This window comes from Ekhidna sp., assembly GCF_040223195.1.
In the GTDB taxonomy this organism is placed as follows: domain Bacteria; phylum Bacteroidota; class Bacteroidia; order Cytophagales; family Cyclobacteriaceae; genus Ekhidna.
Map to the genome: position 1 here is coordinate 322,292 of NZ_JAVKDX010000022.1, position 24,770 is coordinate 347,061.

The following is a 24,770-nucleotide window of genomic DNA, read 5'->3' on the forward strand; positions in this document are numbered from 1 at the left end:
CCTTATATGTTTACAAATTGAAGTTGAGGAATCTTTTGATAAATGCTTGTTCGCAGATCGTGCGATGCATCAAGCACCTTTTTCCCAAGAGCTGTAACAATGTAGAATTTCTTTCTGCGTCCTCCACGTTCTTCGGTAATGCCCCCGAATCGGGAGTCAACAAATCCTTTCTTTTCCAATCGCTTCAATGCTACGTGTATCGCACTGATATTGATTTTCTTTTTGGTTTCCTCGGTTAGAAACTCATGAATTGAGACTCCATATGCCTGATCATGCTGTGCAGCCACCGTGAGCAAAACCAGCTCTTCAAATTCACCTAATTGATATTCCATGGATTAAAATATTTACTTAACAAACGTGAATGTAATATATAAGTTTCACTTTTGTTAAGTAAATGTGACTTCATTCGAAAAGAACTATCTTGAAGTAAACTTCAAATGAATAAACCTGCGAAAACCGTCTGGCTCTTCGGAATCTACTTACTCGTCGAAGGGCTCTTTCTCATGATGGCGCCATCTTCTTTGTTATCCTCCATCGGAATTCCGGATCCTGAAAGTGTCTGGCGAATTATTCTTGGGTTTGTAGTGGCGGTGCTGGGATACTACTATCTACGGAATGCCAAGGAAAACCTTACGCCTTTCTTCGGTTTCACCGTGCAGGTGAGAATCATTCAGTTTGTCTTCTTTGTCTGGCTCTATGTCTTTGAGCGGGGCACCCTTGCTTTGGTTGGCTTTTCATTTATTGAGTTTGCGGCCGGTATGTGGACGTGGCGCGCACTTAGGCATTCCTGATTTTCACAAGAGATATTCTTGCAATAAAAATGCTCAGAATAGCAATGGCAGTACCAACGATAAATGGAGCACCCGGAAAATAGATCTCATTCTCCTGATTGGTGTAATACCTGAAAATACCTGTCATTAGCAATGGCCCTACTATTGATGTGAGCGTCATAATACTTGTGATCCCTCCTTGTAATTCACCCTGTGCATTTTTTGGCACCTCGCTTGTCATAATGGACTGAAGCGATGGCCCTGCCAATCCGCCAAAGGCATAGGGGATAATGACCAGATAGGCCATCCATCCATAAGGTATGATGCCCATCATCAGTAGTCCGAAGGCGTTAAAAACAAACCCGGTATAAACGGCATTGACCTCACCTATCTTTTTCACAATTGGTCCAACAAGACCTCCTTGAACGATGGCTACCATGATTCCAACAAACCCGAGTGAGAGCCCGATATCCAATGGTGTCCATCCAAACTTTTCATCCGTAAAATACGCCCAGTTAGTATGCGTAGCATGAGCTGCTACGTAGATAAAGAAAAGGCTAATCACCAATCCGACTATTTTTTTGTAACTGAAAATTTGTTTCAGTGTGCCAAACGGGTTCGCTCTCTTCCAGGTAAAAGCTCGTCTATCTTCCTGATGAAGCGATTCTGGAATGGCGATCAACCCGTAGAACATATTTAAAAAGGCCAGACCTGCCGCTATCATAAACGGAATCCGGGTTCCAATTTCCCCTAGGAACCCACCCAGCGTCGGGCCAATGACAAACCCCAGACCAAAAGCAGCTCCGATCATGCCGAAGTTTTTGGCTTTATTCTCAGGAGTGCTGATATCCGCGATATAGGCATTAGCCACGGTGATACTGCTGCCACACACACCGGAAATCATCCGAGCGATGTATAGCCAGATAAGGTTTGGAGCAAAGACGATAATCAGATAATCAAGACCTAAACCAAATAAGGCCATCAATAAAAGTGGTCTTCTCCCAAATTGATCACTCAGGCCGCCCAATACAGGAGCAAAAAAGAATTGCATGACGGCATATGTGGCAATCAGCGTACCTCCAATGAAAGAACTTTCACTGGTATTCAACCCGGAGACTTCCATCAAAAGCTGTGGCAATACAGGTATGATCAAGCCAATGCCTATGATGTCAATCAGTACGGTTGCGAAGATGAAAATGAGCGCAGCTTGTTTCTTTCTCACGACTAGTTATTTAGAGCGGCCAAATATCGAAAAATGTTTAATGCCAACTGCGTATTTTCAGGGGCATCCTCCTTATTGTTCATCCCAACTTTGTGATCGCTATCACCCAGCTGAGCTGTGATCATTGCAGCCTCTCCCAAGAAAACTATTCGCCCTTTTCCGTATTCCATGCAGGCACCCTGAACCCATCCATTAGAATTTTCATTTTTGGTTTCTTCAGAAAACTGCCACGCTATATCCGGCATGAGTATGATATGAGAATCATCATATACCATGAAAGGTTGGGCATTTTCCGGAACCTTAAATACTGACCCGGCAAAACTTGCGATATATGAGATCTCTTTACTATAATCACTGTCTGTCGTCACAGGTGAGTCTAATACCATATTGTCCTTCCTATCGAAAACGCTTGGCGGCCAGTGCTGACCCTGCCGTATTGCAAACCCATTATTCCAATCCACTCCAAATTTCTTTGCCAGATCCTGGGCAGCTCCACCATAAGGCATGTGATCTGCGACTAGCAGTAAAGCACCTCCGCCATTTACAAAATCCACGATGACATCAATTTCCTTTTTTGAAAAGGCTGATGGACAGGGGTTCTGCCAGTTGCCCACATTTGATACATGAAGAGCATTTGCGATAATCAGGATATCATAGCCATCAAGTATTTCTGCCGTAAATTTCTTGTGGTTTGACTCCACCATAGCTCCATCAGATTCCATCATTCTGGTTAATGCAAAAAGTCCTGTTTCCTTTCTGTGAAGATTATTGTGTGCCTCGTCAATCAAAACTTTAGGCTGACTCTCCACGAACATTGGACGCATAACGTCAACACGAAAGGTGGTATCAATTCGGGGCTGTGCTGAAAGAACAGATACTCCCAAACACAAGAATATCACGAGTAAATTTTTCATTGAAATTGGATTTTCTTAGACAACCGATTAAATCGCCATATGTGTAAAATACCGGAAATAGTCAATCCAAGGGAAAGTCCATACCACATACCCTGTACTCCATATCCCCCGTGAAACGCAAACCAATATCCAATCGGGATTGCAATTAACCAATACGCAACGAATGTGACTATCGTTGGTACTTTTACGTCGGTCAGCCCTCTCAGTACACCTAACCCAACGGCCTGAATACCATCTGAAATTTGAAAGGCAGCCGCAATAACCAGCAAGGAAGCTGCGGTTGTTTGTACTACATCATTTTCAATATAAAGTGCTGGCAATACATTCCTCAATAATATGAATACCGTGCCACAGCAGCCCATAAAAATGGCCACCAACCCAAAAGAGGAGAACCCGGCTATCCTCAGATTCCTTCTATCCCTTAATCCCATCTGATTTCCGATCCGAATGGTCGATGCTGCAGCAAGTCCGGTGGCAGCCATGTAGCTAATAGCAGCAAGATTCAGGGCAATGTTGTGAGCGGCAAGTGCTTCGGCACCTATCCATCCCACCATGATCGCCGCAGTAGCAAATGCCCCCACCTCAAAGACGTATTGCATGCCCGAAGGAAGTCCTATTCGGAGCAACTCACGGATACCTGACCATGTATATCTCCACTCAAATCCTTGTATCTTTTTTCTTACCCACCAAATCATCACGGCAAACATGATCACCCTGGCCATGAGCGTGGCAATACCTGCGCCATTCAAGCCTAAGGCCGGAGCACCCAGTTTACCGTAGATGAGCATGTAGTTAAAAAACACATTCAGCAGGTTAGCAAAGACCGATACAATCATGGGACTGAATGTGTCCGAAAGTCCCTCAGCATACTGGCGAAACGTTTGAAAAATCATCAAAGGGATCAATGAACCACACATGATAATTAAGTAAGGGCCTGCTGCCTTTGCCACCGGAACTTCCTGCCCAAAGAAGTGGAGAAAATGACTCGCTATGTAGCCTAGCAAAAACAAAATCAACCCAAGGCTCAAATTCATGAAAAACCCATCCTGAAGGAATCTCAGTAGCCTACCATGATCTTTAGTATCTGTTGCTGCTACTTTGGGTGTGATGGCATAACTCACACCTATTCCAAAAAGCATGAGGATATGATAAATGGTGCCGGCAAATGTGGCTGCTGCCAGCGGGATTACCCCCAGCCTGCCCACCATCACACTATCCGCCACACTCACCATGATGTGGCCAAGCTGACCGATCACCACCGGGGTGGCAAGAAGTATGTTTTTTCGTAAATGTTCCTTTAAAGTCACGGTTAATAATCAGTGAGGCCGCAAGGTAGTATCTTCGACCATGAAGACCTTAATGATCCATGGCTCGTTTACCAATTGTCTATGAAAAAATTATCGTTTTTATTGTTATTTGTCACAGCCCAAACCATAGCTCAGGAGGTGGCAATCACTTTTGATGACCTCCCGTTTGGGTATTCTGCCGGGTATTCCGAAGAGCAGAAAGTGACCGCCATGGATCAATTGCTAATGACTCTGGATAAACATGGAGTCACGGCTACCATGCTGATTACCTCAAGCAATATTTCCGAAGAAAACAAAGTCATACTAGATCGGGTAAAGGAGGCGGGGCATCAGACGGGAAACCACTCCCACCGTCATTTCAATTTCAACAATGTCTCGGCAAAAAGATACATGCTGGATATTGACTCCTGCCAAATATTGGCTCGCCAATGGTTCAATTCCAACTATTTTCGATACCCGATGCTTCGAAGGGGAAACACTTCTGCCAAAAGGGACTCAGTGTATGCATTTCTCAAAAAGGCAGGCTACATCATAGCACCTGTTTCGATTGATAATAATGAATGGATTTACAACCGGGACTACTCCAAGGCCAAAAGGAATGGCAATACAGCAGAAATGAAGAAAATCGCCAGCGAATACCTCAAGCATATGCAGGAGGTTTCTCTCAGCTATCACAGCAAAGCTAGAAATCTGACCGGGAGGGATGTGAAGCATGTCCTCCTGCTGCATGCCAATCCAATAAACTGTGATTATCTGGATGAACTTCTAACCTGGTACAAGTCGGCCGGCTGGTCATTCATTTCTCTGGATGAGGCCCTGAAGGATCCCATTTATCAATCAAATGAGGACCTGGTGAGCGATCACGGCTGGTCACAAATAGATAAGCTGGTCAAAATCAGTAAGGAAAATAAGTAAGTTGATTCAGAGAAGAGTAGTCGGATAATTCAGGCCATTCATCTAATGATTCAGGACAAAATATTATCAATTGATAATACTTGCGATATTGCCTATCTTTAGTTTTGACTAAACCACCCATTTTATGAAACTCTTTCATTTGAGGCAGTTTGCCTTAATAATAATTTTCATTCTAATCGCATGCCGGGAAGATTCTATGGAAAGTCCAGATGATGGAATCGACCATGACATGATCGCCGCTACAGACCTTGCTGAAGAGTACCTTCAGTCCAAAGGCGGAAGGTTTGGAAAATCTGATAAGGCCATTACCGTCTTAAAATATAAGGATGGTGCCTTATTGTTCGACACGAATACAGATGACCATGAAGGATATCAGGTAGTGGAGGAAACTTCTATCACTGCCAATGTGGACCCTGGGGATTACATTTTCTGGTTTGCCGGAGGGGGGCTTTCGGAAGTAGATGAAATAGACTTTGATGGAGAAGCACAAGAAATTCTGGGTACATTGCCTGTGGATTTTGTCCCTCAGAAAATGTGGATAATCAGGGTTCCATCCGATCTGGATCAACCATCCATGCTAAAATATGATATTGTTTATGTACCTCGTGAAACAGGTATTCAGATAAGACTTGATCCTAAAATATCGGTAGGTGGGCAGTCTGATACTGAAACCAGTGACTGAAACCTTCTCTTTTTGATAATTAACCATGGGCAGTTCTAAGCATCTCCTATTTGTGACTTTCAGTTTGCTGTTTGGCCTGATGGGTTTTACTCAGAATCGGGTAAAAGCGGACAGCATTCGGAAAGAAATTGATAAGGGTATATTAACTCCCAGCCAGGAGATGGAGGCATATTATCGGCTGGCTACCCACACCATTGCCCCGGATGAGCGACTGAGCCACTCCGAGTACCTGCTGAAACTGGCCAAAGAAGCCAAAAGTCAGGAATACCTGATAAAGGCATACATGCAGATAGGAATGTCCCACCGCTTCATGAGTAACCTTGAGCGAGCTCTTGAAAATCTGTTTAAAGGCGCAGATGAGGCCAACGGCAAGTCTCAGTTTAAAAGTACCCTCGCAGAGATCTATGCCGAAATATCTACCTGCTATACGCAAAATGGTGATTCAGAGAATGCTTTGTATTATGGATCAAAAACCATCAAAATGCTTCGAGAGCTGGGCCGACAGCAACCACTCGCCCTAAGTTTGCTGAATTACGGATACGATTATTACCTCATGGGTAGCTATGATTCTGCCATGGCCTACTACGATGAATCAGAACCCATCCTGAAAAAATTGGGGTTTGATTTAGGTGTGGCGTATATCATTGGCAATCGCGCCTTGGTTTACTGGAAGCAGGGCAATCGCGAGAAGGCCAAAGAGGATTTGTTCAAGGCTATTGAAATGCTAGAGCCGATGGGTGATAAGTACGGCATGGCTGACTATTATAATCAACTTGGAGCTATCTATCTGGAAGAAGGGGCTGAAGAGGAAGCGATCAAATACACATTGACAGGCCTTGATATGGCACAGGGCATTGGGCTCAAGGAGCAGGTAAGAGATGCCTCTCATCTCCTTTTTCAATTGTACAATAAGCGCGGTAACCTGGAAGAAGCTATTAAATATCAAACCCAATATCACGCCTATAAGGATAGCATCCAGAATCTGGAAACCACACAAAGGCTCGGTGATTTAAGGACTGAGTATGAGGTAGGCATAAAGCAGGCAGAGGTGGACCTTCTGCTGGAGCAAAAGCGTAATAACCGTATCATCATGATCACAATAGGTGTATTGCTCTTTGCCTTTATCTGCCTGGTGGTTATCGTTTTCTCCTTTTTCAAATCGAAAAACAGACTGAGCAAACAACTGGAAAAACAAAAAGATGATCTGGAAGTCCTGAACCATACCAAAGACAAGTTCTTTTCCATCATTTCACATGACCTGCGAGGACCGGTAAATTCCCTCAATGGACTGGTGACCGTATCCCAACTCTACCTCAAGGAAGGCCAGGGGGATAAGATCAAAGGCATGGTGGACAAGATGGGAGAGTCTGTTGATCGTCTCACAAAATTGCTGGATACACTTCTAAACTGGGCCCTTCAGCAGAGGGGTCATTTCCCGTATGTGCCTGAGCGCCTGGAGCTGGGTGAGCTTGTGAAAGATGTGATTGAAATGTTCAGGGATACGGCCATATCCAAAAATATTGAGCTGGAGTTTGAAGCGGACAAGGTTTATCACCTGAAAGCCGACAAAAACACAACATCAACCATCCTGAGAAATTTGGTCAACAATGCCATCAAGTTTACCAACTCTGGCGGACATGTGAAAATAACCGCCAAAGCTGATGATACAAATCAATACTGCCTGATAAAAGTCTCTGATAATGGAGTAGGAATACCACGAGAAAAGCTTGAGGGGATTTTTGATTTGGATGAAAGCATTTCCACCAAAGGCACACTGGGTGAGACCGGACTGGGCCTTGGTTTACAGCTTGTACATGAGTTTGTCATCCTGAACAAAGGAAAAATTGAGGCAGAAAGCGAAGAGGCCAAAGGAACCACCTTTACCATTGCACTTCCTTTGGCCTAGCGCTCAAGCATGCGAGCCAAGCGATAGATAGCTGCCACGCTTAAACTATCCGTGATCTCCCCACGATCGCACATAGCAACCGCCTCATCAAATGGGAGCTTCCAAACCCTCAGATCCTCCGTTTCTTCAAATTCTGTTTCACCCTGAGTAAGCCCCTGTGCCAGGTATGCGTACCCAACTTCGTCCGTCACAGAATTGGACGTATGAATCTTGCATATCTCCGTCCATTTTTGGGCGGTTAGGCCTGTCTCTTCTTTCAGTTCACGCTTCGCCGATTCCAATCTGGGGATGTCAAGAGGCCCTCCTCCCATTGGTATTTCCCAAGAATACTCACCCAGCGTATAGCGGTGCTGACCTACCAGCCAGGTATTCATTTCCTCATCAAGAGGCACGATCCCAAGTGCCCAATTCTTGTAGTGTACCTTTCCATAAAGACTCTTGCCTCCACCAGGGTTTGTCACATCATGCTCCGTCAGGGTGATCCAGGGATTCGAGTAAATTTCTCTTGATGAATGCGTGATCCAGGGGTTTTCGTTTCTACTCATAAATCAAAAATAACATCCCTATTATCCCCTCGTGGAGACATTACCATAATTTAAACAATGCGGAATCCCCCTTTGAAGGGGGTTGGGGATGTTTCAATGAATACTTAATCCCAAATTCTTCCTTATCTCCCTGTCCTTATTGCTGTTCTTTCCCCAATAAGCCGACTTAATCGTGTTGATGCGCTTAGCCTTGGTAGTCAGAAGCTCCGGATTGCCGAATCCACTCAAATAAGTCTCCTCCCATCCAAGTATGGTGAAGGGGAAGTCCCTCTCATAATAGATAGAAAGCTTTCGGCTTTCATACTCCAGGGTATAAATGCTATGAGGATTACTGGAAAATTCGGAAGTATGTACTTCCAATTTGGATGCATTTGCCTTCAAAGCCTTGGCCTCCTGGTGCCTCAGTCGAAGATAAAATGTGGAAGGAAGTACTTTGATCTCACCGATAGGCAGGTTCTCAGGGTTGAATCGAATCCGGGTCCAGAGTTCATCTTCAAGAATGACATTGGGAACAGATACATCCACATCCCCCTCAGATTCAAAATACGAAAATCCCCGCAATCGATAGTCCTTATCTCTCAGATTAAGCTGCATGAATGTATGTCCGCACCACTCTTGCGAAGAAGTTGTAACCTTAAAAGGATCCGGATACTGATCATACGATATGGGGGTGAAAGTGCTCATCATCATCGAATAGGGATATATTCCTGTCAGGAATTTCTTGGTCATATTGAGCTTCATCACACTCACATTATCCTCACTTTCATCTCGCCAATTATCCAGCTTTACCTGCTTACTTTTTGAAAACGGCTCAGTCACAAATACTAATACCGCTTCTCCTGAGTGAATTTCTCCATAGCGAGCTTGTTCTAATTTATAGCTCGTGATTTCAGCTTCACCGGCATACCAGTAGTCATTGAAATTAGCGAGCTTTTTAGCTGGCTGATTTATCGATTTTTTGTCCTGAGAGTTTGTAGGAGCGCAAGCCACAAACGAAAGGATCATTGCGGAAAGTATTATTTGCTTCATAACCTATATAAAACCAAATGCTGTTGATTTGTTCCAATGATGGAGTAGCTACTTTTGCCTCATGAATTATCTGTCAGTTGAGGAGCTTAGCAAGAGCTATGACGAGAAGAAGCTCTTTGAAAACATCACATTTGGCCTGGATCAGGGACAAAAGGCAGCTTTGGTTGGCGTGAATGGAACGGGAAAATCAACCCTGATGAAAGTGATAGCGGGAATTGAGCCTCCGGATAAAGGGATCGTTTCCTTTAGAAAAGGGCTAACAGTATCCATGCTACCGCAGCATCCTGAATTCGATCCTAACGATAAAATCATCGAAGCAGTATTCTCCGGGGAGAAGGAAGAACTGAAGGTAATTCGTGATTATGAGATGGCCATGTTCAAAACTGAGCATGATCCTGCGAATGCACCTGATCTTACACCCATTCTGGAAAAAATGGATACACTCAATGCCTGGGAGTATGAGCATCAAATTAAGGGTTTGTTAGGAAAACTGGGACTTCACAATCTGGAACAGAAGATGAGCGACCTGTCTGGCGGGCAAAAGAAACGTGTTGCCCTAGCTCAGGCGTTGGTTGTAAATCCTGATTTTCTAATCCTGGATGAGCCTACTAACCATCTGGATCTGGAGCTCATCGAGTGGCTGGAAAACTATCTGGCTACTGCCAATCTCACTTTGCTGATGGTTACCCATGATCGGTACTTTCTTGACCGTGTAACTAACGAGATACTGGAGATTGAGCATGGAAAAATCTACCGATACAAAGGAAACTACAGTCAGTTTCTGGAAAAGAAAGCAGAGCGAATGGAGATGGAAGCTGCTTCCATTGATAAAGCAAAGAACCTCTTCAAGACGGAGCTGGAATGGATGCGAAGACAGCCCAAGGCACGTGGCACAAAAGCCAAATATCGGGTGGATGCATTTCATGACGTCAAGGCGAAAGCATACAGTGGCATTAATGAGCAAAAGATGGAGGTGAACCTGAAAGGTGAGCGTCAGGGGAAAAAGATTTTAGAACTGGAACATGTTTCAAAATTCTACGATAATCAGAAACTGATTGAGGATTTCAGTTATGTTTTCAAACGAAGGGAAAAGGTTGGAATCATAGGCCCCAATGGGGTAGGTAAATCCACTTTCCTCAACATCCTCGCGCAGCAGATCAAGCCTGATTCTGGCAAAATAGAAGTGGGGCAAACCACCAAGTTTGGATACTACACCCAGGATGAAACCATCTTCGACCCTGGCAAGAAGGTGCTGGACATTGTGAAAGAAGTGGCAGAATACATCCAGCTTGAGGATGGCAGTCAGGTCTCTGCTTCTCAATTGCTTAATCAGTTTCTTTTTCCGCCCAAGATGCAGCACAACTTTGTGGGCAAACTCAGCGGTGGGGAGAAACGAAGGTTACAGCTGCTCAGAGTTTTGATGGCCAATCCAAACTTCCTCATACTGGATGAGCCTACCAACGATCTGGACATCACCACGCTAAATGTACTGGAAGATTACCTGCAGAAGTTTGCCGGATGCCTGATGGTCGTCTCTCACGATCGCTACTTCATGGACCGTCTGGTTGACCACCTATTTGTCTTTGAAGGAAACGGAAAAATCAGGGACTTCCCTGGCAACTATACCGACTACCGGGAGAAAGAAGGTGTGCCCCTGGCTGAGCTCCCTAAACAGGAAAAGGAAAAACCTAAAGCGGAGGAGTCATCTACAGAGAAACCAAAAAGTAGAAAGCTGAGCTACAATGAGCAGCGCGAGCTAGATCAGCTTGACAAAGACATCCCAAAGCTGGAGGCAAGAAAAGCAGAACTTCAGGAGTCGCTCTTAAATGAAACAGAATATGAAAAGCTTCAGGAGATCAGCGCAAAGATCAAAGCCATAGAAGAAGAGCTGGAAGAGAAGGAAATGCGGTGGCTGGAGTTAAGTGAGGTTTAGTAATTAAAAACTCATGAACTACCTTTGCCTCCACAGGGGTGCCGAACCGCAACGCGGTAGAAATAACGGCTGAGATCATACCCATATACCTGATCCGGATAATGCCGGCGTAGGGAGGCGGTCAGTATGCTGGCCATGTATGATAACCAATAATGGAAAGTCCCCGCTTTCCGATGGTTAAATGTTAATGCTTTAAACAATGAGAACTCTTTTGCTATCAGCAGCTTTGCTGATATCAGGCGTTGCTTTCGCACAAGACAGCCTGAAAACCCAAACATTGGACGATGTGATTGTATACTCCACCCGTGCCAATGAAAACACACCCATGACTTATTCTTCGATATCGAAAGAAGATATCCAAAAGCGAAACCTGGGTCAGGATTTACCGATTCTTTTAAATTTTACGCCTTCCATCGTTACTACCAGTGACGCTGGAGCAGGCGTAGGCTACACAGCTATGCGAATCAGAGGCAGTGACGCTACCAGAATCAACGTGACGATCAATGGCATACCAGTGAATGACTCAGAATCGCATGGCGTATTTTGGGTAAATATGCCAGACTTTTCCTCTTCGCTAAGCAGTGTACAGATCCAACGTGGAGTGGGGACTTCCTCGAATGGTGCAGGGGCTTTCGGTGCTACCGTAAACCTGAAAACCAGTAATGTTTCTACCGAGCCATTTTTCCAGACAGACAATTCATTTGGCAGCTTCAACACCTGGAAGTCAAACCTCACTTTTAATACCGGGCTGATCAATGACCGGTTCAATTTTGAGGGACGACTTTCTAAGATCACTTCAGATGGATATGTAGATCGCTCAAATGCAGACCTAAAATCATACTACCTTTCGGGTGGAAGCTATGGTGAGAAAACCATGATCAAAGCGGTGATTTTTGGTGGACAGGAAGTGACCCAACAAGCCTGGTACGGAACGCCGGAAGCAGTATTAAATGGCAATGAAGATGACATTGAAAGGCTGATTGCTTTTTCTGGAGAATATACTACACCTGAGCAACTCGGTAATGTGAGGAATTCAGATCGCAGGTTCAATTATTACCTGTATGACAATGAAGTCGACGATTACCGCCAGGATCACTACCAGCTTCACTTAGGTCACACATTTTCAGAATCACTGAACCTATCGGCGGCTGTGCACTACACACGGGGGCGAGGGTATTTTGAGCAATTCAATGGGAGTGAAGAATTGAGTGCTTACGGTCTTGATTCGATTGAGGTGGGATCAGAAAAGGTTGGAGCATCTGATATCATTGTAAGGAGATGGCTGGATAATCATTTTTACGGTTCTACTTTCTCCCTGAATTACCAGCAGGACAAATTGAACCTAACCCTGGGCGGAGCTGCCAATCAATATGTAGGTGATCACTTTGGAGAAATTATCTGGATGCAGTTTGCCGGAAATACAGACATCCGAGACCGCTATTACGATGGGGAATCTACCAAAAATGATATCAACGTATTTGCCAAAGCAAACTACGATGTATCCGATCAATTGAATGCATTTGTGGATATGCAGGTCAGAAATGTGGCCTATGAAACAAAAGAGATTGACAATGACCTGAATCCATATGATGTCAATGAAAGCCTGACCTTTTTTAACCCAAAGGTTGGCTTGACTTTCAGCCTCACAGATCAAATGAGCATGTATGGCTCCTTTGCAATCGGAAATAGGGAGCCGGTACGCTCAGACTATATCGATGCAAATCCGAGAGAAATACCCGAACATGAGACCCTCCAAAACCTGGAAATGGGGGTGAGAAAATATGGTTCCAGCTTTTCGTACGAAGCGAATTTCTACTTCATGAACTATGAAAATCAACTGGTCCTAACAGGTGCGGTAAATGATGTAGGTTCGGGTATTCGGGTGAACGTACCAAAAAGCTACAGAGCGGGAATCGAACTCAGCACCATCTACAAATTCAATGATCAACTGACATGGAATGCAAACCTGGCTTTGAGCAGAAACAAGATCGAGGAGTTCACGGAAGTTGCATTCAACTATGGAACAGATTTTAATGGTTTCAGCGAGGTAAGAATTGAACATGAAAATACGGACATTGCTTTCTCTCCAAACGTGGTGGCTGGAAGTATTCTCACCTATTCACCCACAGAAACTCTGACCGTGGAATTACTTACAAAATATGTGGGTCAGCAATACCTGGACAATACTTCCAATAATGACCGTGCGATTGATCCATACCTCACCAATGATGTACGAATTGGATACAACATCAAAACCGGCTTTGCCAAAAGCCTGAATTTCTCACTGCTGGTGAATAATGTTCTGGATGTAGAGTATTCGTCAAATGGCTATACCTGGGGCTATTACTACGGGCCAGATTTGTACCAGCAAAACAACTACTACCCACAAGCCGGAAGGAACTTCCTGGCTGCCATAAGCGTGAGGTTCTAAACAAAGATCATGTAGTGTGGTGCACAATGTCATTGGCATCATGCTACATGCATTTAACTTTGAGGGCATGAAATGAGCATGATTACAAACACCAACTCGGTGATGAATAAAACTTATGCGAATTCCCTGTTTGCCGACAGGCAGGCATGTGTGCCATTAAGAACAAACACTATTCACATGAAAAATATGACGGTTCTCAAGGCTGTTTCGATCCTTCACCTGATACTTTCCACACTCTGGTCCATCGCTTACTATAGCGAAATGGATGACGGCAAAGGATGGGGTGTGCTTATCATCGTCGGGCTTTATGCTATCGGTATTGCCGGGCTTCTAATCAGCTGGATCCTCAAAAGTTTGTGCCAAAAGTACATTCAGGATCAGCCGATGAGGGTACAGAATCTAATAGAGATTGCAGTTGTGGCCGGGTTCATTGTGTTTGTGGCGCTCAGGTATTGAGGCATTTATACGCTGTGATCAATCACGACCTTTCCCAACTCAGCATTTATAAAATCCATCTCCTCCTTCTTCAAATCAAAGCTTAGGGACTTAGCATTTTCTTCTGCCTGCTTTGCATTTCTTGCCCCTACCAAAGCTGCCGTTATCCCCGGGCGTTGCACCGTCCAGTTTATGACCAGCTGCGCCAGCGTCACCCCATGTCCGTCTGCAATTGGTTGGATTTTTTGCAGAAAGTCATTGGTTCTAGATCTGTTTGGTTCTTTAAAAAATTTATTGTCAGCCCGGTGGTCATCGCCGCTAAACTCATAATCAGATGTGATCTTACCAGTAAGCAAACCCCGTTGTAACGGGCTATATCCCAGGATTCCTACATTTTGTTCCAGACAGAATGGAATGATGTCCTTTTCAATCTTACGATACACCATGCTGTAAGGAGATTGCGTAGAAGCCAGCTCAATGACCTTCCCGGCACGCTTCATCATCTCTACTTTGTGATTGGACATTCCAATTGCCCGAATTTTGCCTTGCTGCTGGAGTTCCTTCAAAACCCCCATGGTTTCCTCAATTGGGGTGGTGGCATCCGGGCGGTGGATTTGATACAGGTCAATGTAATCCGTGCCCAACCGCTTTAGACTATCCTCTACTTCCTGAATGATCCCTTCCCTTCCGGCATAAGCATACACTTTGTACGACTCATTCTCATTCTTTGCTTCGAAGTAGTATTCTCCCCTGGTCGTTTTCCAATTGATCCCAAACTTTGTCAGAATCTCCACATTATCCCGGCCCAATTCCTTCACAGCTTTACCCACCAATGACTCACTATGACCATACCCATAGATAGGGGCTGTGTCGATGGAAGTCACGCCCATATCAAAACTCCTTTTGATTGCCTCCAGAGCTTCCTTGTCGTCATTGCCTCCCCAGGCCCAGCCACCGATCGCCCAGGCGCCAAATACGATGGGTGAAATTTTCAGGTCTGTTTTTCCGAGTTGAATTTTTTGCATACGACAAAGGAACAAAAAAGGCGAGGAATCATTCCTCGCCTTAGGACAAAACTCAACCCTTCGAGAACCTCAGGGTGACAAATCACTGTCTTGTATTCATCGCACTAGCCAAATCTACCAATTCAATAAACTCTGCCCGATAGCCAAAAGCATCTTTTCCCTTCGCTGATTTGGCCAGGCTCAAAACATCTTCGTAAGAGAGATCGCCTTTAAACTCAGAATCCCTGAGCAACATCCCGAACCCTGCCACCGCCATGGACCAGTCCAGGTTGGCGCTGGATTTTCCAATCTCGTTTTGCACCACCTGGGTGATCAACTTGCTGGTGTCTCCATCCGGTTCCTTGTATCGGAACTTCACGGTAAGTAACTCATCTGTTGAAGTAGTAGTCTGCTGGTTGTTTGACTGATATTTCAGCGGATCAATATCTTTCACAAACTCACTTTCCACTCCCACAGGTATGATCTCATAGAGGGCAGTCACAGTATGACCGCTACCCAACTCACCGGCATCCTTCTTATCATCATTGAAATCTTCATCATTCAGCATACGGTTTTCATAGCCAATCAGACGGTACGCCTGCACAACTGAAGGATTGAATTCAACCTGAATTTTTACATCCTTCGCAATGGTGAACATAGTTCCCCCAAATTCATTTACCAGCACCTTTTTCGCCTCTTTCATATTGTCAATGTAGGCATAGTTTCCATTTCCCTTGTCGGCCAATGTCTCCATTTTGGAGTCTTTGTAGTTGCCCATCCCAAAACCAAGCACAGTCAGGAATACCCCCTCTTTTCGTTTCTCTTCAATCAATCGCTCCATCTCAGCATTGCTTGATGCTCCCACGTTGAAGTCACCATCTGTGGCAAGTACCACTCTATTATTTCCTCCTTTCACAAATTGCTCTTTGGCGAGCTTGTAAGCCAATTGTATACCCGCTCCACCGGCAGTCGATCCACCGGCCTGGAGCTGATCCAGTGCATCCATGATTTTCTTTTTGTCATTGCCATCGGTAGGCTGCAACACCACTCCGGCAGCCCCGGCATATACGACGATTGATACTTTGTCTTGTGGCCTCAGCTCATTCACCAAAAGCTTGAAGGCGGACTTTAAGAGCGGTAGTTTGTTGGGCGCACTCATAGAACCCGACACATCCAGCAAAAACACAATGTTGGAAGCCGGAAGGTCATCCAGGTCAATTTTCTTTCCTTGTAACCCGATCTGGGCGATCAAATGCTTCTCATTCCATGGAGCTCTTGACACCTCTGTATTGATCGAGAATGGATCTTTTCCTGTCGGATTTTCATATTCATAGTTGAAGTAATTGATCATTTCCTCTATTCGCACAGCATCCTTGGGCGGAAGCTGACCATTGTTGATGAACCTTCTCATGTTGCTGTAAGAAGCCGCATCTACATCAATCGAAAAAGTGGAGAGTGCATGATCCAACACTTTGCGAAAGCCATTTTCGCGAATGGTGGAGTATTCTTCAGTGTTGTGGTAATCAACTTCGTATGCTGGTTGATACATAGACCTCATTGCTGCCCCACTTGCAGCCATGTCATGTGAAATATTGTATCCCAAAGCTTTCTTCTCCCTCTCTGGCTTACCGGTCACGGGTACCACCACTTCCTGAAGTTCGGTTGCGCCACCCATCGTTACATCAATAATTTTTCGGGCACCTACCTGGATTTCCTGTGTTTCAAACCCAACAAAAGAAAAAACCAGAACAGTCTTTTCGCCAGGTACTTCGATGGAATAAAAACCATTGAGATCAGTCGTTGTGCCTGTGGTCGTTCCTTTGATGACTACATTCACTCCTGCTAGCGTCTGACCGTTTTCATCATATACAGTGCCATTTACATATCTGGCATTCACATTGAGTGCGAGTAATATTGAGCAGATGACAATTAGATTTTTCATATCATTTTTCATTTGATTTGACATTGGGATGCAGGCATGATTTAGATTCCATAAAAATTTTTGATTTTTTTTATTTTCTCTATTTTCTACTCAATTGTCATCTCGACTGAAAGGAGAGATATTTACTAATCATGAGGAGCCATAATTATTTCGTTTACATCACAACTAATCCAGGGAGATCTGTGGTGTACGTTGGGATGACGAATGATCTGGCTAAAAGACTGAATGAGCATTATCAAAACAGAGGTAATCCCAAAAGTTGGTCAGGGAAGCACTATTGCTATAATCTGATTTGGTGGGAAAGACACCAATATGTAAATAATGCCATAGAACGTGAGAAGGAAATAAAGAAATGGCGAAGAGAGAAAAAGAATCTTCTTATAGCGTCGTTCAATCCCGATTGGGAGTTTCTTAACAATGAAGTTGGTGCCTGGGATTATTTAAATATTTCTCCTTCGTCGAAATGACAGAGAGGTTGATACAACTGCGTACATGTCATCTCGAACGATAGTGAGAGATATTTACCCCTCGAATGCCTTTAATAAGTACCCATTTCTCCTGCTTTGAAATGACCGAAAATGTAAATGCTTTCCACTTGAATTGACATCTCGATTGAAAGGAGAGATATTTACCATCTATGTCCTGCGAATTCAGATAAGAGTTTTCTATCGTCGAAATGACAGAAAAGGGGAACATATCACCCACTGATGAATTGCAACTTCAGTTTTACCGCAACACTGGGAATCAGGAGGTGCTGGGTGAACTGTATAATAAATACATGCACCTTGTGTATGGTTTGTGCCTGAAGTATCTGAAGAACAGGGATGATGCGCAGGATGCTGTCATGTCAATCTATGAACAGCTTAGCGAAAAGCTTTTAACGACCGAAGTGCAGCATTTTAAAAGCTGGCTGTATATGGTGAGCAAAAATCATTGCCTCATGCAGCTTCGTAAAAAGAATCCGGAAGTTCATACCGAAGTTTTTATGGAATCGGGAGAAGAAATGCATCTCAACAATGAAAAGATGGAGCTGGAGAAAGACCTAACTGCCTTAGAGGCCTGTATTGAGGAATTGAAAGAAGAGCAGCGACACTGTGTGAAGCTCTTCTTTCTGGACAAGAAAAGCTATCAGCAGGTGAATGAAGAAACAGGGCTGGACATGAAAAAAGTGAAAAGCCATATCCAGAATGGAAAGCGTAACTTAAAAATGTGTTTGGAAAGTAAGCATGTCAACCGATAAAAACCATAGCGAGCAATTTGAGCGATACCTGAAAGGGCAGATGAGCCCGGAAGAAGCGCATGCATTTGAGCGTGAGGTGTTGGATGATCCTTTTGCACAGGAAGCGCTGGAAGGCTATGAGGCACAGGGAGCGGAGACTATCAATGATCTGGAAAAATTGCGATCGCAAGCATTTTCCAAAAAGAAGACATTTCCTTTCATACGCATTGCTGCGGCTGTGGCATTGCTTATCGTGGGTTCATTCACCGTTTACTTCTTTATCGATCAGGTCGGGAATGAACAACTGGCCATGGAAAAGGAATCTCCCGAAGAAATGACGCAACAACCGGCACCAGATACCACAAAATCAGTTCCCAAAATCACCACAGAAGAGGAATCTATAAAACCAGCAGAAGAGGTCGTAGACAAACCAAAACTGGTGGCTGAAGTGCCTCCAAGAAAAGAAGAAACTCCCAAGTCGGAAATTGCAACGGAAGAAGAACCTGCCGAAGAAACCGATAATCGAGGAGCTGGGATGATGGCTGATAATGCGATTCAGGATGATGATGACTTTATGCTTGCGGAAGCCGATGAAGTAATAGCTGAGGAATTAGTATCATCGGAAATGGAATTGGATGTGGAAGAGGAATTAGAAAAAATGACAATTGAGCCTTTGATGGCAAAAGAACGGGCAAAAAAAATTGCTTCGGATGCTCAGGCAGATCAACCTTCAGCACTCAGCAGTCGAAGTGCAGCACGAGGGGCAGCAAGCTATTTACCAAGAACCATTTCAGGCATAGTTACTGATGATACTGGCGAATCCCTTCCCGGAGTGAATGTCACCATCAAAGGAACCACCACCGGAACCACCACCGATCTGGATGGAAACTATCGCCTGGCTATTGAAGACAACTCCAGCCTTGTTTTTTCATTCGTTGGGTTTGAATCGCAGGAGGTTCAGGTTGGAGCCAGAAGCACAATAGATGTCACAATGGGCGGAGCTACAGAATTGCAGGAGGTGGTAGTAACAGGATATAGTGGATCAGGACAGCCTGATCCCGGCTATTCTCCGGCTAAGCCATTGGTGGGAAACTCTGACTATAAAAATTACATGGAGACAAACCTCCAATATCCTGAGCAGGCAATTACCAACCAGATTGAAGGAACGGTAGTGCTTCTTCTGGCCATCAATGCGTCGGGAGAAATCGAAGACATTGAAATCAAAAAAAGTCTTGGTTACGGTTGCGATGAAGAAGCCATTCGATTGGTAAAAGAAGGGCCGGGCTGGGAGCCGGCAGAAAAAGACGGAGTAAAGGTGGAGGATAAGGTGAAAGTACGTGTCAAATTCAAACTGGAATGATATGAAAAAGCTGGAGATTAAAATCGACAGACCCTGTTCAGAAAAATGGGAGACATTTGAAAAAAGAGGCTTGAATGGTTTCTGTTCTTCTTGTCAAAAAGAAGTAGTTGATTTCACTAAAATGAGTGATCGACAAATCAAAGATTACTTCCTGAAAACAAAAGGTGATGTATGCGGAAGGATGAGAAAAAATCAGCAAAAACAGTACGAAATCAAATCCGAAACTGCCAGCAATCCTCTTCAATATTTAGTTGCAGCAAGTGCTCTTTTATTCGCAAGTTCTCCTGCTGTCAGTCAATCCAAAAAGGACAAAATAGTTGTCGATGCAAAGTATGACAATACTGCATCTACCAACATTCGCAGAACAGTTTCCGGCAAGGTAACAGATGACTCTGGAGAATCACTGCCTGGTGTAAATGTGGTTGTAAAAGGCACAACTACTGGCACAACTACTGATTTGGATGGTAATTATAGAATTGATGTCAATGAAGGAAATTCCCTTATATTCTCCTTTATAGGATTCGAAACTCAGGAAGTAGCAATCCTGGATCGCTCTATCATTGATATAGCATTGGGAGGATCCATTGGGTTAATAGGGGAAGTAATAGTGGGTGGTGTTCATACCAAATGGTATTCACCAAGAAGTCTGTGGTGGAGAGTAAAAGGATTCTTTGGGAGAATCTTTTAACCTCTACCCCCCCCCACCATCCGATCTTTCCCTTGCATATCCTGATGGACAGTGACTTCCGAGTAACCAATTTGCTCAAGGTAGTTTTTAACTTCAGAAGCAAAATGTTCATGAATCTCGAAGTAGAGCTTCCCTCCTTTATTAAGAGATTTTAAACCTTCATCAGCTATTCTCTTATAGAAAATAATTGGATCATCATCCGGTACAAAGAGCGCTAGTCCCGGCTCATGGGCTGTCACATTGGTATTCATCTGCCTCCGTTCCCGCTGTGGAATGTAGGGTGGATTGCTAACCAGAATATCCAGCTCCTTTTCAGGAAGTTCTTTACTTAAAATATCATGCTGAAAGAAAGTCACCTTCGCACCCAGGCTATCAGCATTCTTTCTGGCAATGCCAAGCGCCTCTTCCGATACATCCGTACCAAAAACATCTCCCCCTGTCTCCAATGAAAGTGTGATCGCAATGCAGCCAGAACCAACACCAATATCCATGATTCTTGGATTTTCCGGTTTAATCTCCTTCAGGATCATATCCACTAACTCCTCCGTTTCCGGACGGGGGATGAGCGCCCCCGACTGAACTAAAAACTTCCTGCCATAAAAATCCGCCACTCCGGTCACATACTGAATAGGCTCTTGATCAAGCAGTCTAGCCACGGCCTGTGCAAGTTGTTTCTCATCTAACCCTTTCAAATCACCAGCAAGAATATCTGCTTTTCTAATTCCAAATAAATCCTCCAGAAGCAAATAGCTGATGTTCTCAGCTTCTCGCTGATCATAAACTTTTTCCAGCTGTTTCGCTGTTTCTTGCCAGATTTGCCTCACATTCTTCATTAGAAAAGCGAAAGTACACATTCAGTGGATGATCCCCGATACATGCAACGCGCGTTGGAACTGGCAGAGCTGGGCAGAGGAAGTGTCTCCCCCAATCCGATGGTGGGATGTGTGATCGTGCACGGTGACAAAATCATTGGGGAAGGGTATCATCAAAAATACGGAGAAGCTCATGCGGAAGTCCACGCCATTAACTCCGTCCAAGACCACTCTCTACTTGCTGAAAGCACGGCATATGTGACATTGGAGCCCTGTGCCCACCATGGAAAAACTCCCCCATGCGCTGACCTCCTGATTGAAAAGAAACTCCGACAAGTGGTGATTGCTTCACGAGATTCATTTAAGCAAGTAGATGGAAAAGGGATTGAAAAACTTCATGAAGCCGGAATTGCAATCGAGGTTGGGTTAATGGAAAAAGAAGCGCTGGAGTTGAACAAACGATTCTTCACCTCCATTCGAAAAGAAAGACCTTATGTGATTCTCAAATGGGCTCAAACATCCGATGGGTTTGTTGCTCGTGAGAATTACGACTCCAAATGGATCAGCAATTCTTACTCCAGACAGTTGGTACACAAGTGGCGAACGGAGGAAGACGCAATTCTGGTAGGAAAGAATACGGCCATCCATGACAATCCAACGCTAACAGCGCGAGACTGGGAAGGGAGAAATCCAATCCGGATTCTTCTGGACAGCAATCTGGTAACCAAAAAAGATGCAAACCTCTTTAATGACGATGCACCGACTCTGGTCTTCAATTCATCAAAAGAAGGGAAAGAAAAAAATATCGAGTGGATCAAGGTTGACCTGAACAATCCGTGGAGTGTACTTGGAAAATTACATGAGCGAAAAATTCAGTCTGTGATTATAGAGGGGGGATCACAGGTATTGAACTCATTCATCCATGAAAATTGTTGGGATGAAGCCCGGGTGTTTACCTCACAGAAAACTTTTGGAAAGGGCATAGCTGCTCCAGAAATTGAAGGCGAGATCACTCAAAACGAAGCAATTTTTGACGACCAATTAACTATTTATAAAAATCGTGGCTGAAGATCTAACACTTATCCAGGACGGCACCAAAGAGGAAAAATACGAATCCCTCATCCCACAAATCCGGGGACTAATGTATGGTGAAACTAACCTCATTGCCAACCTGGCCAATATCGCTGCGGCACTTAAAGAAAGCCTGGGATTTTTCTGGGTGGGATTCTATCTGGTGGATAAAGAAGATGAGTTGGTCCTGGGCCCGTTTCAGGGGCCGGTGGCCTGCACTCGCATCAAAAAGGGCAAGGGTGTGTGTGGCTCCAGCTGGCAAAGAGACCAAACCCTCATTGTGCCAAACGTAGACGAATTTCCCGGACACATTGCCTGTGCTTCTGCTTCCAAGTCCGAGATTGTACTTCCTATTAAGAAAGATGGAAAAATCATTGGGGTGCTGGATGTGGATAGCGACCAATTAAATGATTTTGACGAAACAGATCAGCGATATCTTCAGCAAATCCTTGATCTTCTTCCTTAACATACTTTAACCACTCCCAAGTGCCCTGTAGCCATTATCTAGCCTAAGGTCTGTATTTTTGTCGCTGTGTCAGACAAGGTGAAAATACGTCTTAGCTTTCTGGGAGCGATCCTATGCTGGCTGCTGTTTACAGGCTCCAGCATCTACCTGCTTTTCGTACAGAGCTATGACATGAAGGTGGATTTCTCCAACTTCTTTCCGCAAGTGTGTTTCACAGGATTCGTCCTCAGCACATTCGCCTATTACCGATACATGATCACCAAGGCAGACAGCCTCAATTTCACCGATCTGCTTTGGAAAGTTTTCATTACCGGCTTGATAACCACGCTGATCTCACTGGCCATCCAGTTTTTCTTTACCGTATTTGCAAAAACGACGCTCGTAGAAAGCCCGCTTACAATCAATTTCTTCTACAACATTTTGATTGGGCTGGTGGTGATCTTCATGGTGTCCACTATGGTGGTTTGGAAGCGGCTGATCCTTTATCAAAAATCCAAGAACCTGCTGCAGTTGTGGGGCTTTTTCGAAGTAGCACTCATCGGTGCGCTGCTCTTTGATTTTTTCGGTTTTGAGGCCGGTGGAGCAAACTTCCGCGTGGCACTGGTAGTGTTGGGGTGCTTTTCCCTTATTCTGGTTTTTAACCTCAAGTGGGTGGCTTACCTAAACTTTAAGCAAAAGTGGAAAGGCATTTTGTTTATACTGCTTTCGGCAATCTACCTCTACCATTTTCTTAGAAACCTTCTGAAGTTTTCCTACACCGATGTGCTAGTTATTGATCTGCTCGATCGCACATTTGTTTGGGGAGTTTTTGGGTTTCTATTCCTGTATGCTGTCATTTCCATTCTGGTCACGCTATTCAACCTTCCTACCTCGTCTGTCTTTGAGCAAAAGCTAAAAGAAGCACTCGATTTTCAAAAACTGAGTCAGTCCATTCCCCGAGGAGAAACGCGGGATCAGACCTATGAGATATTGCTGGAGAGTTCGATGAGTGCAGTGTTTGCGGATGCTGCATGGCTGGAGGTGAAAGATGATGGTGGCACCACTCAGGTGATCAGAAACCTGAAGGACGAAGAAGTAGACGAAATCAAATCGGCAATAAAGGGCGATACGATCAAATCGATCTTGAGTCTGAATGTGAAATCGGAATTGAACCCAAGCAAGCTGACCGATGAACTGAAGCACTCTCAATACAAATCGATCATAGCCCTGCCCATCATGGTTCAAAATAAGCAGGTAGGGTGCATCGTCCTGCTCAATGAAGTGTCGGAAGCTTTCAACCGGGAGATGGTCAACATCATTACCACTTTCGTAAACCAGGCCAGCATCTCGCTGGAAAACCTGTCCCTGATTAAGGAGTCGATAGAAAATGAGCGATATAAAGAGCAGCTGAAAATTGCGAAAAACGTTCAGAAAAGTCTACTCCCAAGAGAGCTGATAAACAACGACCACCTGACCATGGCTGCCTTCTCCATGGCCGCCGATGAGGTGGGGGGTGACTATTATGACATTCTGGAATATCAAAAAAATAAGTTTGGTCTCATCATTGGTGACGTGTCCGGAAAGGGGACAAGCGCGGCATTTCAAATGGCTCAGATGAAAGGAATTTTCCATAGCCTGGCCAATCAGGGAGTATCTCCCGAGGAGTTCAATATCAAAGCAAACACGGCCCTTAGCCAATGTCTGGAACGCACATCGTTTATCACAGCTACATACTTTGATATTAACACAAAGGAAAATATCCTCACCTTCTCCCGCGCCGGGCATTGTCCCAGCCTCTTCTATTGCAAAAACAATCACCAGGTGGAGTATTTGAAATGCGATGGGATGGGTTTGGGAATGGTGAGAAACTCAAGCTATCAGGAATACGTTCATAGCAATACTGTCAATTATCACGCAGGCGATACGCTGCTTTTATACACTGACGGTATCACGGAGGCTAAAAATCCTGATGGAGAACAATTTGGTGATGAGCGCTTGAAAAAGTCATTTACCACGCATGCCTCAAAAGCACCCGACCAGGTAAAAGAAGGAATTAAAAATGATCTCTCTGAATTTATTGGAGAGATGAATATTGATGACGACTACACATTGGTAGTCGTTCAATTTAAAGACAAATAAT

The 24,770-nt window shown here is 44.4% G+C and carries 23 protein-coding genes and 1 riboswitch; of the genes, 14 read left to right on the forward strand and 9 right to left on the reverse strand.

The window, feature by feature from the left end; all coding sequences use genetic code 11:
• Positions 1–2: 2 nt before the first annotated feature.
• Positions 3–332, reverse strand: coding sequence for a PadR family transcriptional regulator (locus RLN88_RS15090; RefSeq protein ID WP_350222247.1), 330 nt, complete (start codon positions 330–332; stop codon positions 3–5).
• Between the two features lie 105 nt (positions 333–437).
• Here RLN88_RS15090 and RLN88_RS15095 point away from each other — a divergent pair, with 105 nt between their 5' ends.
• A complete protein-coding gene (locus RLN88_RS15095) occupies positions 438–791 on the forward strand; it encodes a hypothetical protein (RefSeq protein ID WP_350222248.1) in 354 nt (117 codons plus the stop codon).
• Here RLN88_RS15095 and RLN88_RS15100 read toward each other — a convergent pair.
• From RLN88_RS15100 to RLN88_RS15110, 3 genes are read right to left on the reverse strand one after another with little or no spacing between them, the layout of a single operon-like run.
• Positions 778–1,992, reverse strand: a complete 1,215-nt coding sequence (locus tag RLN88_RS15100; RefSeq protein WP_350222249.1) for a TCR/Tet family MFS transporter — start codon at positions 1,990–1,992, stop codon at positions 778–780. The genes RLN88_RS15095 and RLN88_RS15100 overlap by 14 nt on opposite strands.
• A 2-nt stretch (positions 1,993–1,994) precedes the next feature.
• On the reverse strand, positions 1,995–2,906 hold the full coding sequence (locus RLN88_RS15105) for a motility-associated ABC transporter substrate-binding family protein (protein WP_350222250.1): 912 nt from the start codon (positions 2,904–2,906) through the stop codon (positions 1,995–1,997).
• Positions 2,903–4,213, reverse strand: coding sequence for an MATE family efflux transporter (locus RLN88_RS15110; protein ID WP_350222251.1), 1,311 nt, complete (start codon positions 4,211–4,213; stop codon positions 2,903–2,905). The genes RLN88_RS15105 and RLN88_RS15110 overlap by 4 nt, the downstream gene beginning before the upstream one ends.
• Before the next feature lie 81 nt (positions 4,214–4,294).
• Here RLN88_RS15110 and RLN88_RS15115 point away from each other — a divergent pair, with 81 nt between their 5' ends.
• The 3 genes from RLN88_RS15115 to RLN88_RS15125 all read left to right on the forward strand — a co-directional run bounded on the left by RLN88_RS15115 (position 4,295) and on the right by RLN88_RS15125 (position 7,716).
• Positions 4,295–5,128: a polysaccharide deacetylase family protein gene (locus tag RLN88_RS15115; protein WP_350222252.1), complete on the forward strand. Its 834-nt coding sequence runs from the start codon at positions 4,295–4,297 to the stop codon at positions 5,126–5,128.
• Between the two features lie 124 nt (positions 5,129–5,252).
• Complete coding sequence (locus tag RLN88_RS15120) at positions 5,253–5,810, forward strand: hypothetical protein (protein ID WP_350222253.1); 558 nt, start codon at positions 5,253–5,255, stop codon at positions 5,808–5,810.
• 25 nt (positions 5,811–5,835) lie between these two features.
• Positions 5,836–7,716, forward strand: a complete 1,881-nt coding sequence (locus RLN88_RS15125) for an ATP-binding protein (RefSeq protein WP_350222254.1) — start codon at positions 5,836–5,838, stop codon at positions 7,714–7,716.
• Here the strand turns inward: RLN88_RS15125 and RLN88_RS15130 are convergent.
• Together RLN88_RS15130 and RLN88_RS15135 are read right to left on the reverse strand one after the other, a co-directional pair.
• Entirely contained in the window at positions 7,713–8,261 is a 549-nt protein-coding gene (locus RLN88_RS15130; RefSeq protein ID WP_350222255.1) for an NUDIX domain-containing protein, read from the reverse strand. The genes RLN88_RS15125 and RLN88_RS15130 overlap by 4 nt on opposite strands.
• Before the next feature lie 93 nt (positions 8,262–8,354).
• Positions 8,355–9,290 (reverse strand): hypothetical protein, encoded by a 936-nt coding sequence (locus tag RLN88_RS15135; protein WP_350222256.1) that lies wholly within the window; start codon positions 9,288–9,290, stop codon positions 8,355–8,357.
• Between the two features lie 61 nt (positions 9,291–9,351).
• Between RLN88_RS15135 and RLN88_RS15140 the strand changes: the two genes are divergently transcribed.
• The 3 genes from RLN88_RS15140 to RLN88_RS15150 all read left to right on the forward strand — a co-directional run bounded on the left by RLN88_RS15140 (position 9,352) and on the right by RLN88_RS15150 (position 14,110).
• On the forward strand, positions 9,352–11,223 hold the full coding sequence (locus tag RLN88_RS15140; RefSeq protein WP_350222257.1) for an ABC-F family ATP-binding cassette domain-containing protein: 1,872 nt from the start codon (positions 9,352–9,354) through the stop codon (positions 11,221–11,223).
• Positions 11,224–11,247: 24 nt separating this feature from the next.
• Positions 11,248–11,356, forward strand: a riboswitch (TPP riboswitch).
• Between the two features lie 66 nt (positions 11,357–11,422).
• Complete coding sequence (locus RLN88_RS15145) at positions 11,423–13,654, forward strand: TonB-dependent receptor (RefSeq protein ID WP_350222258.1); 2,232 nt, start codon at positions 11,423–11,425, stop codon at positions 13,652–13,654.
• 72 nt (positions 13,655–13,726) lie between these two features.
• Positions 13,727–14,110 (forward strand): hypothetical protein, encoded by a 384-nt coding sequence (locus tag RLN88_RS15150; protein ID WP_350222259.1) that lies wholly within the window; start codon positions 13,727–13,729, stop codon positions 14,108–14,110.
• Positions 14,111–14,115: 5 nt separating this feature from the next.
• Here RLN88_RS15150 and RLN88_RS15155 read toward each other — a convergent pair whose 3' ends face one another.
• Together RLN88_RS15155 and RLN88_RS15160 are read right to left on the reverse strand one after the other, a co-directional pair.
• Positions 14,116–15,114 carry an aldo/keto reductase gene (locus RLN88_RS15155; RefSeq protein WP_350222260.1) on the reverse strand — a complete coding sequence of 333 codons (999 nt, stop codon included), beginning with the start codon at positions 15,112–15,114 and terminating at the stop codon, positions 14,116–14,118.
• 82 nt (positions 15,115–15,196) lie between these two features.
• Positions 15,197–17,035, reverse strand: coding sequence for a vWA domain-containing protein (locus tag RLN88_RS15160; RefSeq protein ID WP_350222261.1), 1,839 nt, complete (start codon positions 17,033–17,035; stop codon positions 15,197–15,199).
• Positions 17,036–17,166: 131 nt separating this feature from the next.
• Here RLN88_RS15160 and RLN88_RS15165 point away from each other — a divergent pair, with 131 nt between their 5' ends.
• From RLN88_RS15165 to RLN88_RS15180, 4 genes are all read left to right on the forward strand, one after another.
• Positions 17,167–17,502 (forward strand): GIY-YIG nuclease family protein, encoded by a 336-nt coding sequence (locus tag RLN88_RS15165; RefSeq protein WP_350222262.1) that lies wholly within the window; start codon positions 17,167–17,169, stop codon positions 17,500–17,502.
• A 209-nt stretch (positions 17,503–17,711) separates the two neighbouring features.
• On the forward strand, positions 17,712–18,275 hold the full coding sequence (locus RLN88_RS15170) for an RNA polymerase sigma factor (RefSeq protein WP_350222263.1): 564 nt from the start codon (positions 17,712–17,714) through the stop codon (positions 18,273–18,275).
• On the forward strand, positions 18,262–19,614 hold the full coding sequence (locus RLN88_RS15175) for an energy transducer TonB (RefSeq protein WP_350222264.1): 1,353 nt from the start codon (positions 18,262–18,264) through the stop codon (positions 19,612–19,614). The genes RLN88_RS15170 and RLN88_RS15175 overlap by 14 nt, the downstream gene beginning before the upstream one ends.
• 1 nt (position 19,615) lies before the next feature.
• On the forward strand, positions 19,616–20,302 hold the full coding sequence (locus RLN88_RS15180) for a carboxypeptidase-like regulatory domain-containing protein (RefSeq protein ID WP_350222265.1): 687 nt from the start codon (positions 19,616–19,618) through the stop codon (positions 20,300–20,302).
• Here RLN88_RS15180 and prmC read toward each other — a convergent pair.
• The gene (gene prmC, locus RLN88_RS15185) at positions 20,299–21,135 is read right to left on the reverse strand and encodes a peptide chain release factor N(5)-glutamine methyltransferase (protein WP_350222266.1); all 837 of its coding nucleotides are present in this window, start codon (positions 21,133–21,135) and stop codon (positions 20,299–20,301) included. The genes RLN88_RS15180 and prmC overlap by 4 nt on opposite strands.
• Positions 21,136–21,159: 24 nt before the next feature.
• Here prmC and ribD point away from each other — a divergent pair, with 24 nt between their 5' ends.
• The 3 genes from ribD to RLN88_RS15200 all read left to right on the forward strand — a co-directional run bounded on the left by ribD (position 21,160) and on the right by RLN88_RS15200 (position 24,769).
• Positions 21,160–22,182, forward strand: a complete 1,023-nt coding sequence (gene ribD / locus RLN88_RS15190; RefSeq protein ID WP_502880110.1) for a bifunctional diaminohydroxyphosphoribosylaminopyrimidine deaminase/5-amino-6-(5-phosphoribosylamino)uracil reductase RibD — start codon at positions 21,160–21,162, stop codon at positions 22,180–22,182.
• The gene (gene msrC, locus RLN88_RS15195; protein ID WP_350222268.1) at positions 22,175–22,651 is read left to right on the forward strand and encodes a free L-methionine (R)-S-oxide reductase MsrC; all 477 of its coding nucleotides are present in this window, start codon (positions 22,175–22,177) and stop codon (positions 22,649–22,651) included. Before ribD ends, msrC begins: the two co-directional genes overlap by 8 nt.
• 66 nt (positions 22,652–22,717) lie before the next feature.
• Complete coding sequence (locus tag RLN88_RS15200; protein ID WP_350222269.1) at positions 22,718–24,769, forward strand: GAF domain-containing SpoIIE family protein phosphatase; 2,052 nt, start codon at positions 22,718–22,720, stop codon at positions 24,767–24,769.
• The last annotated feature ends 1 nt before the right edge of the window (position 24,770 follow it).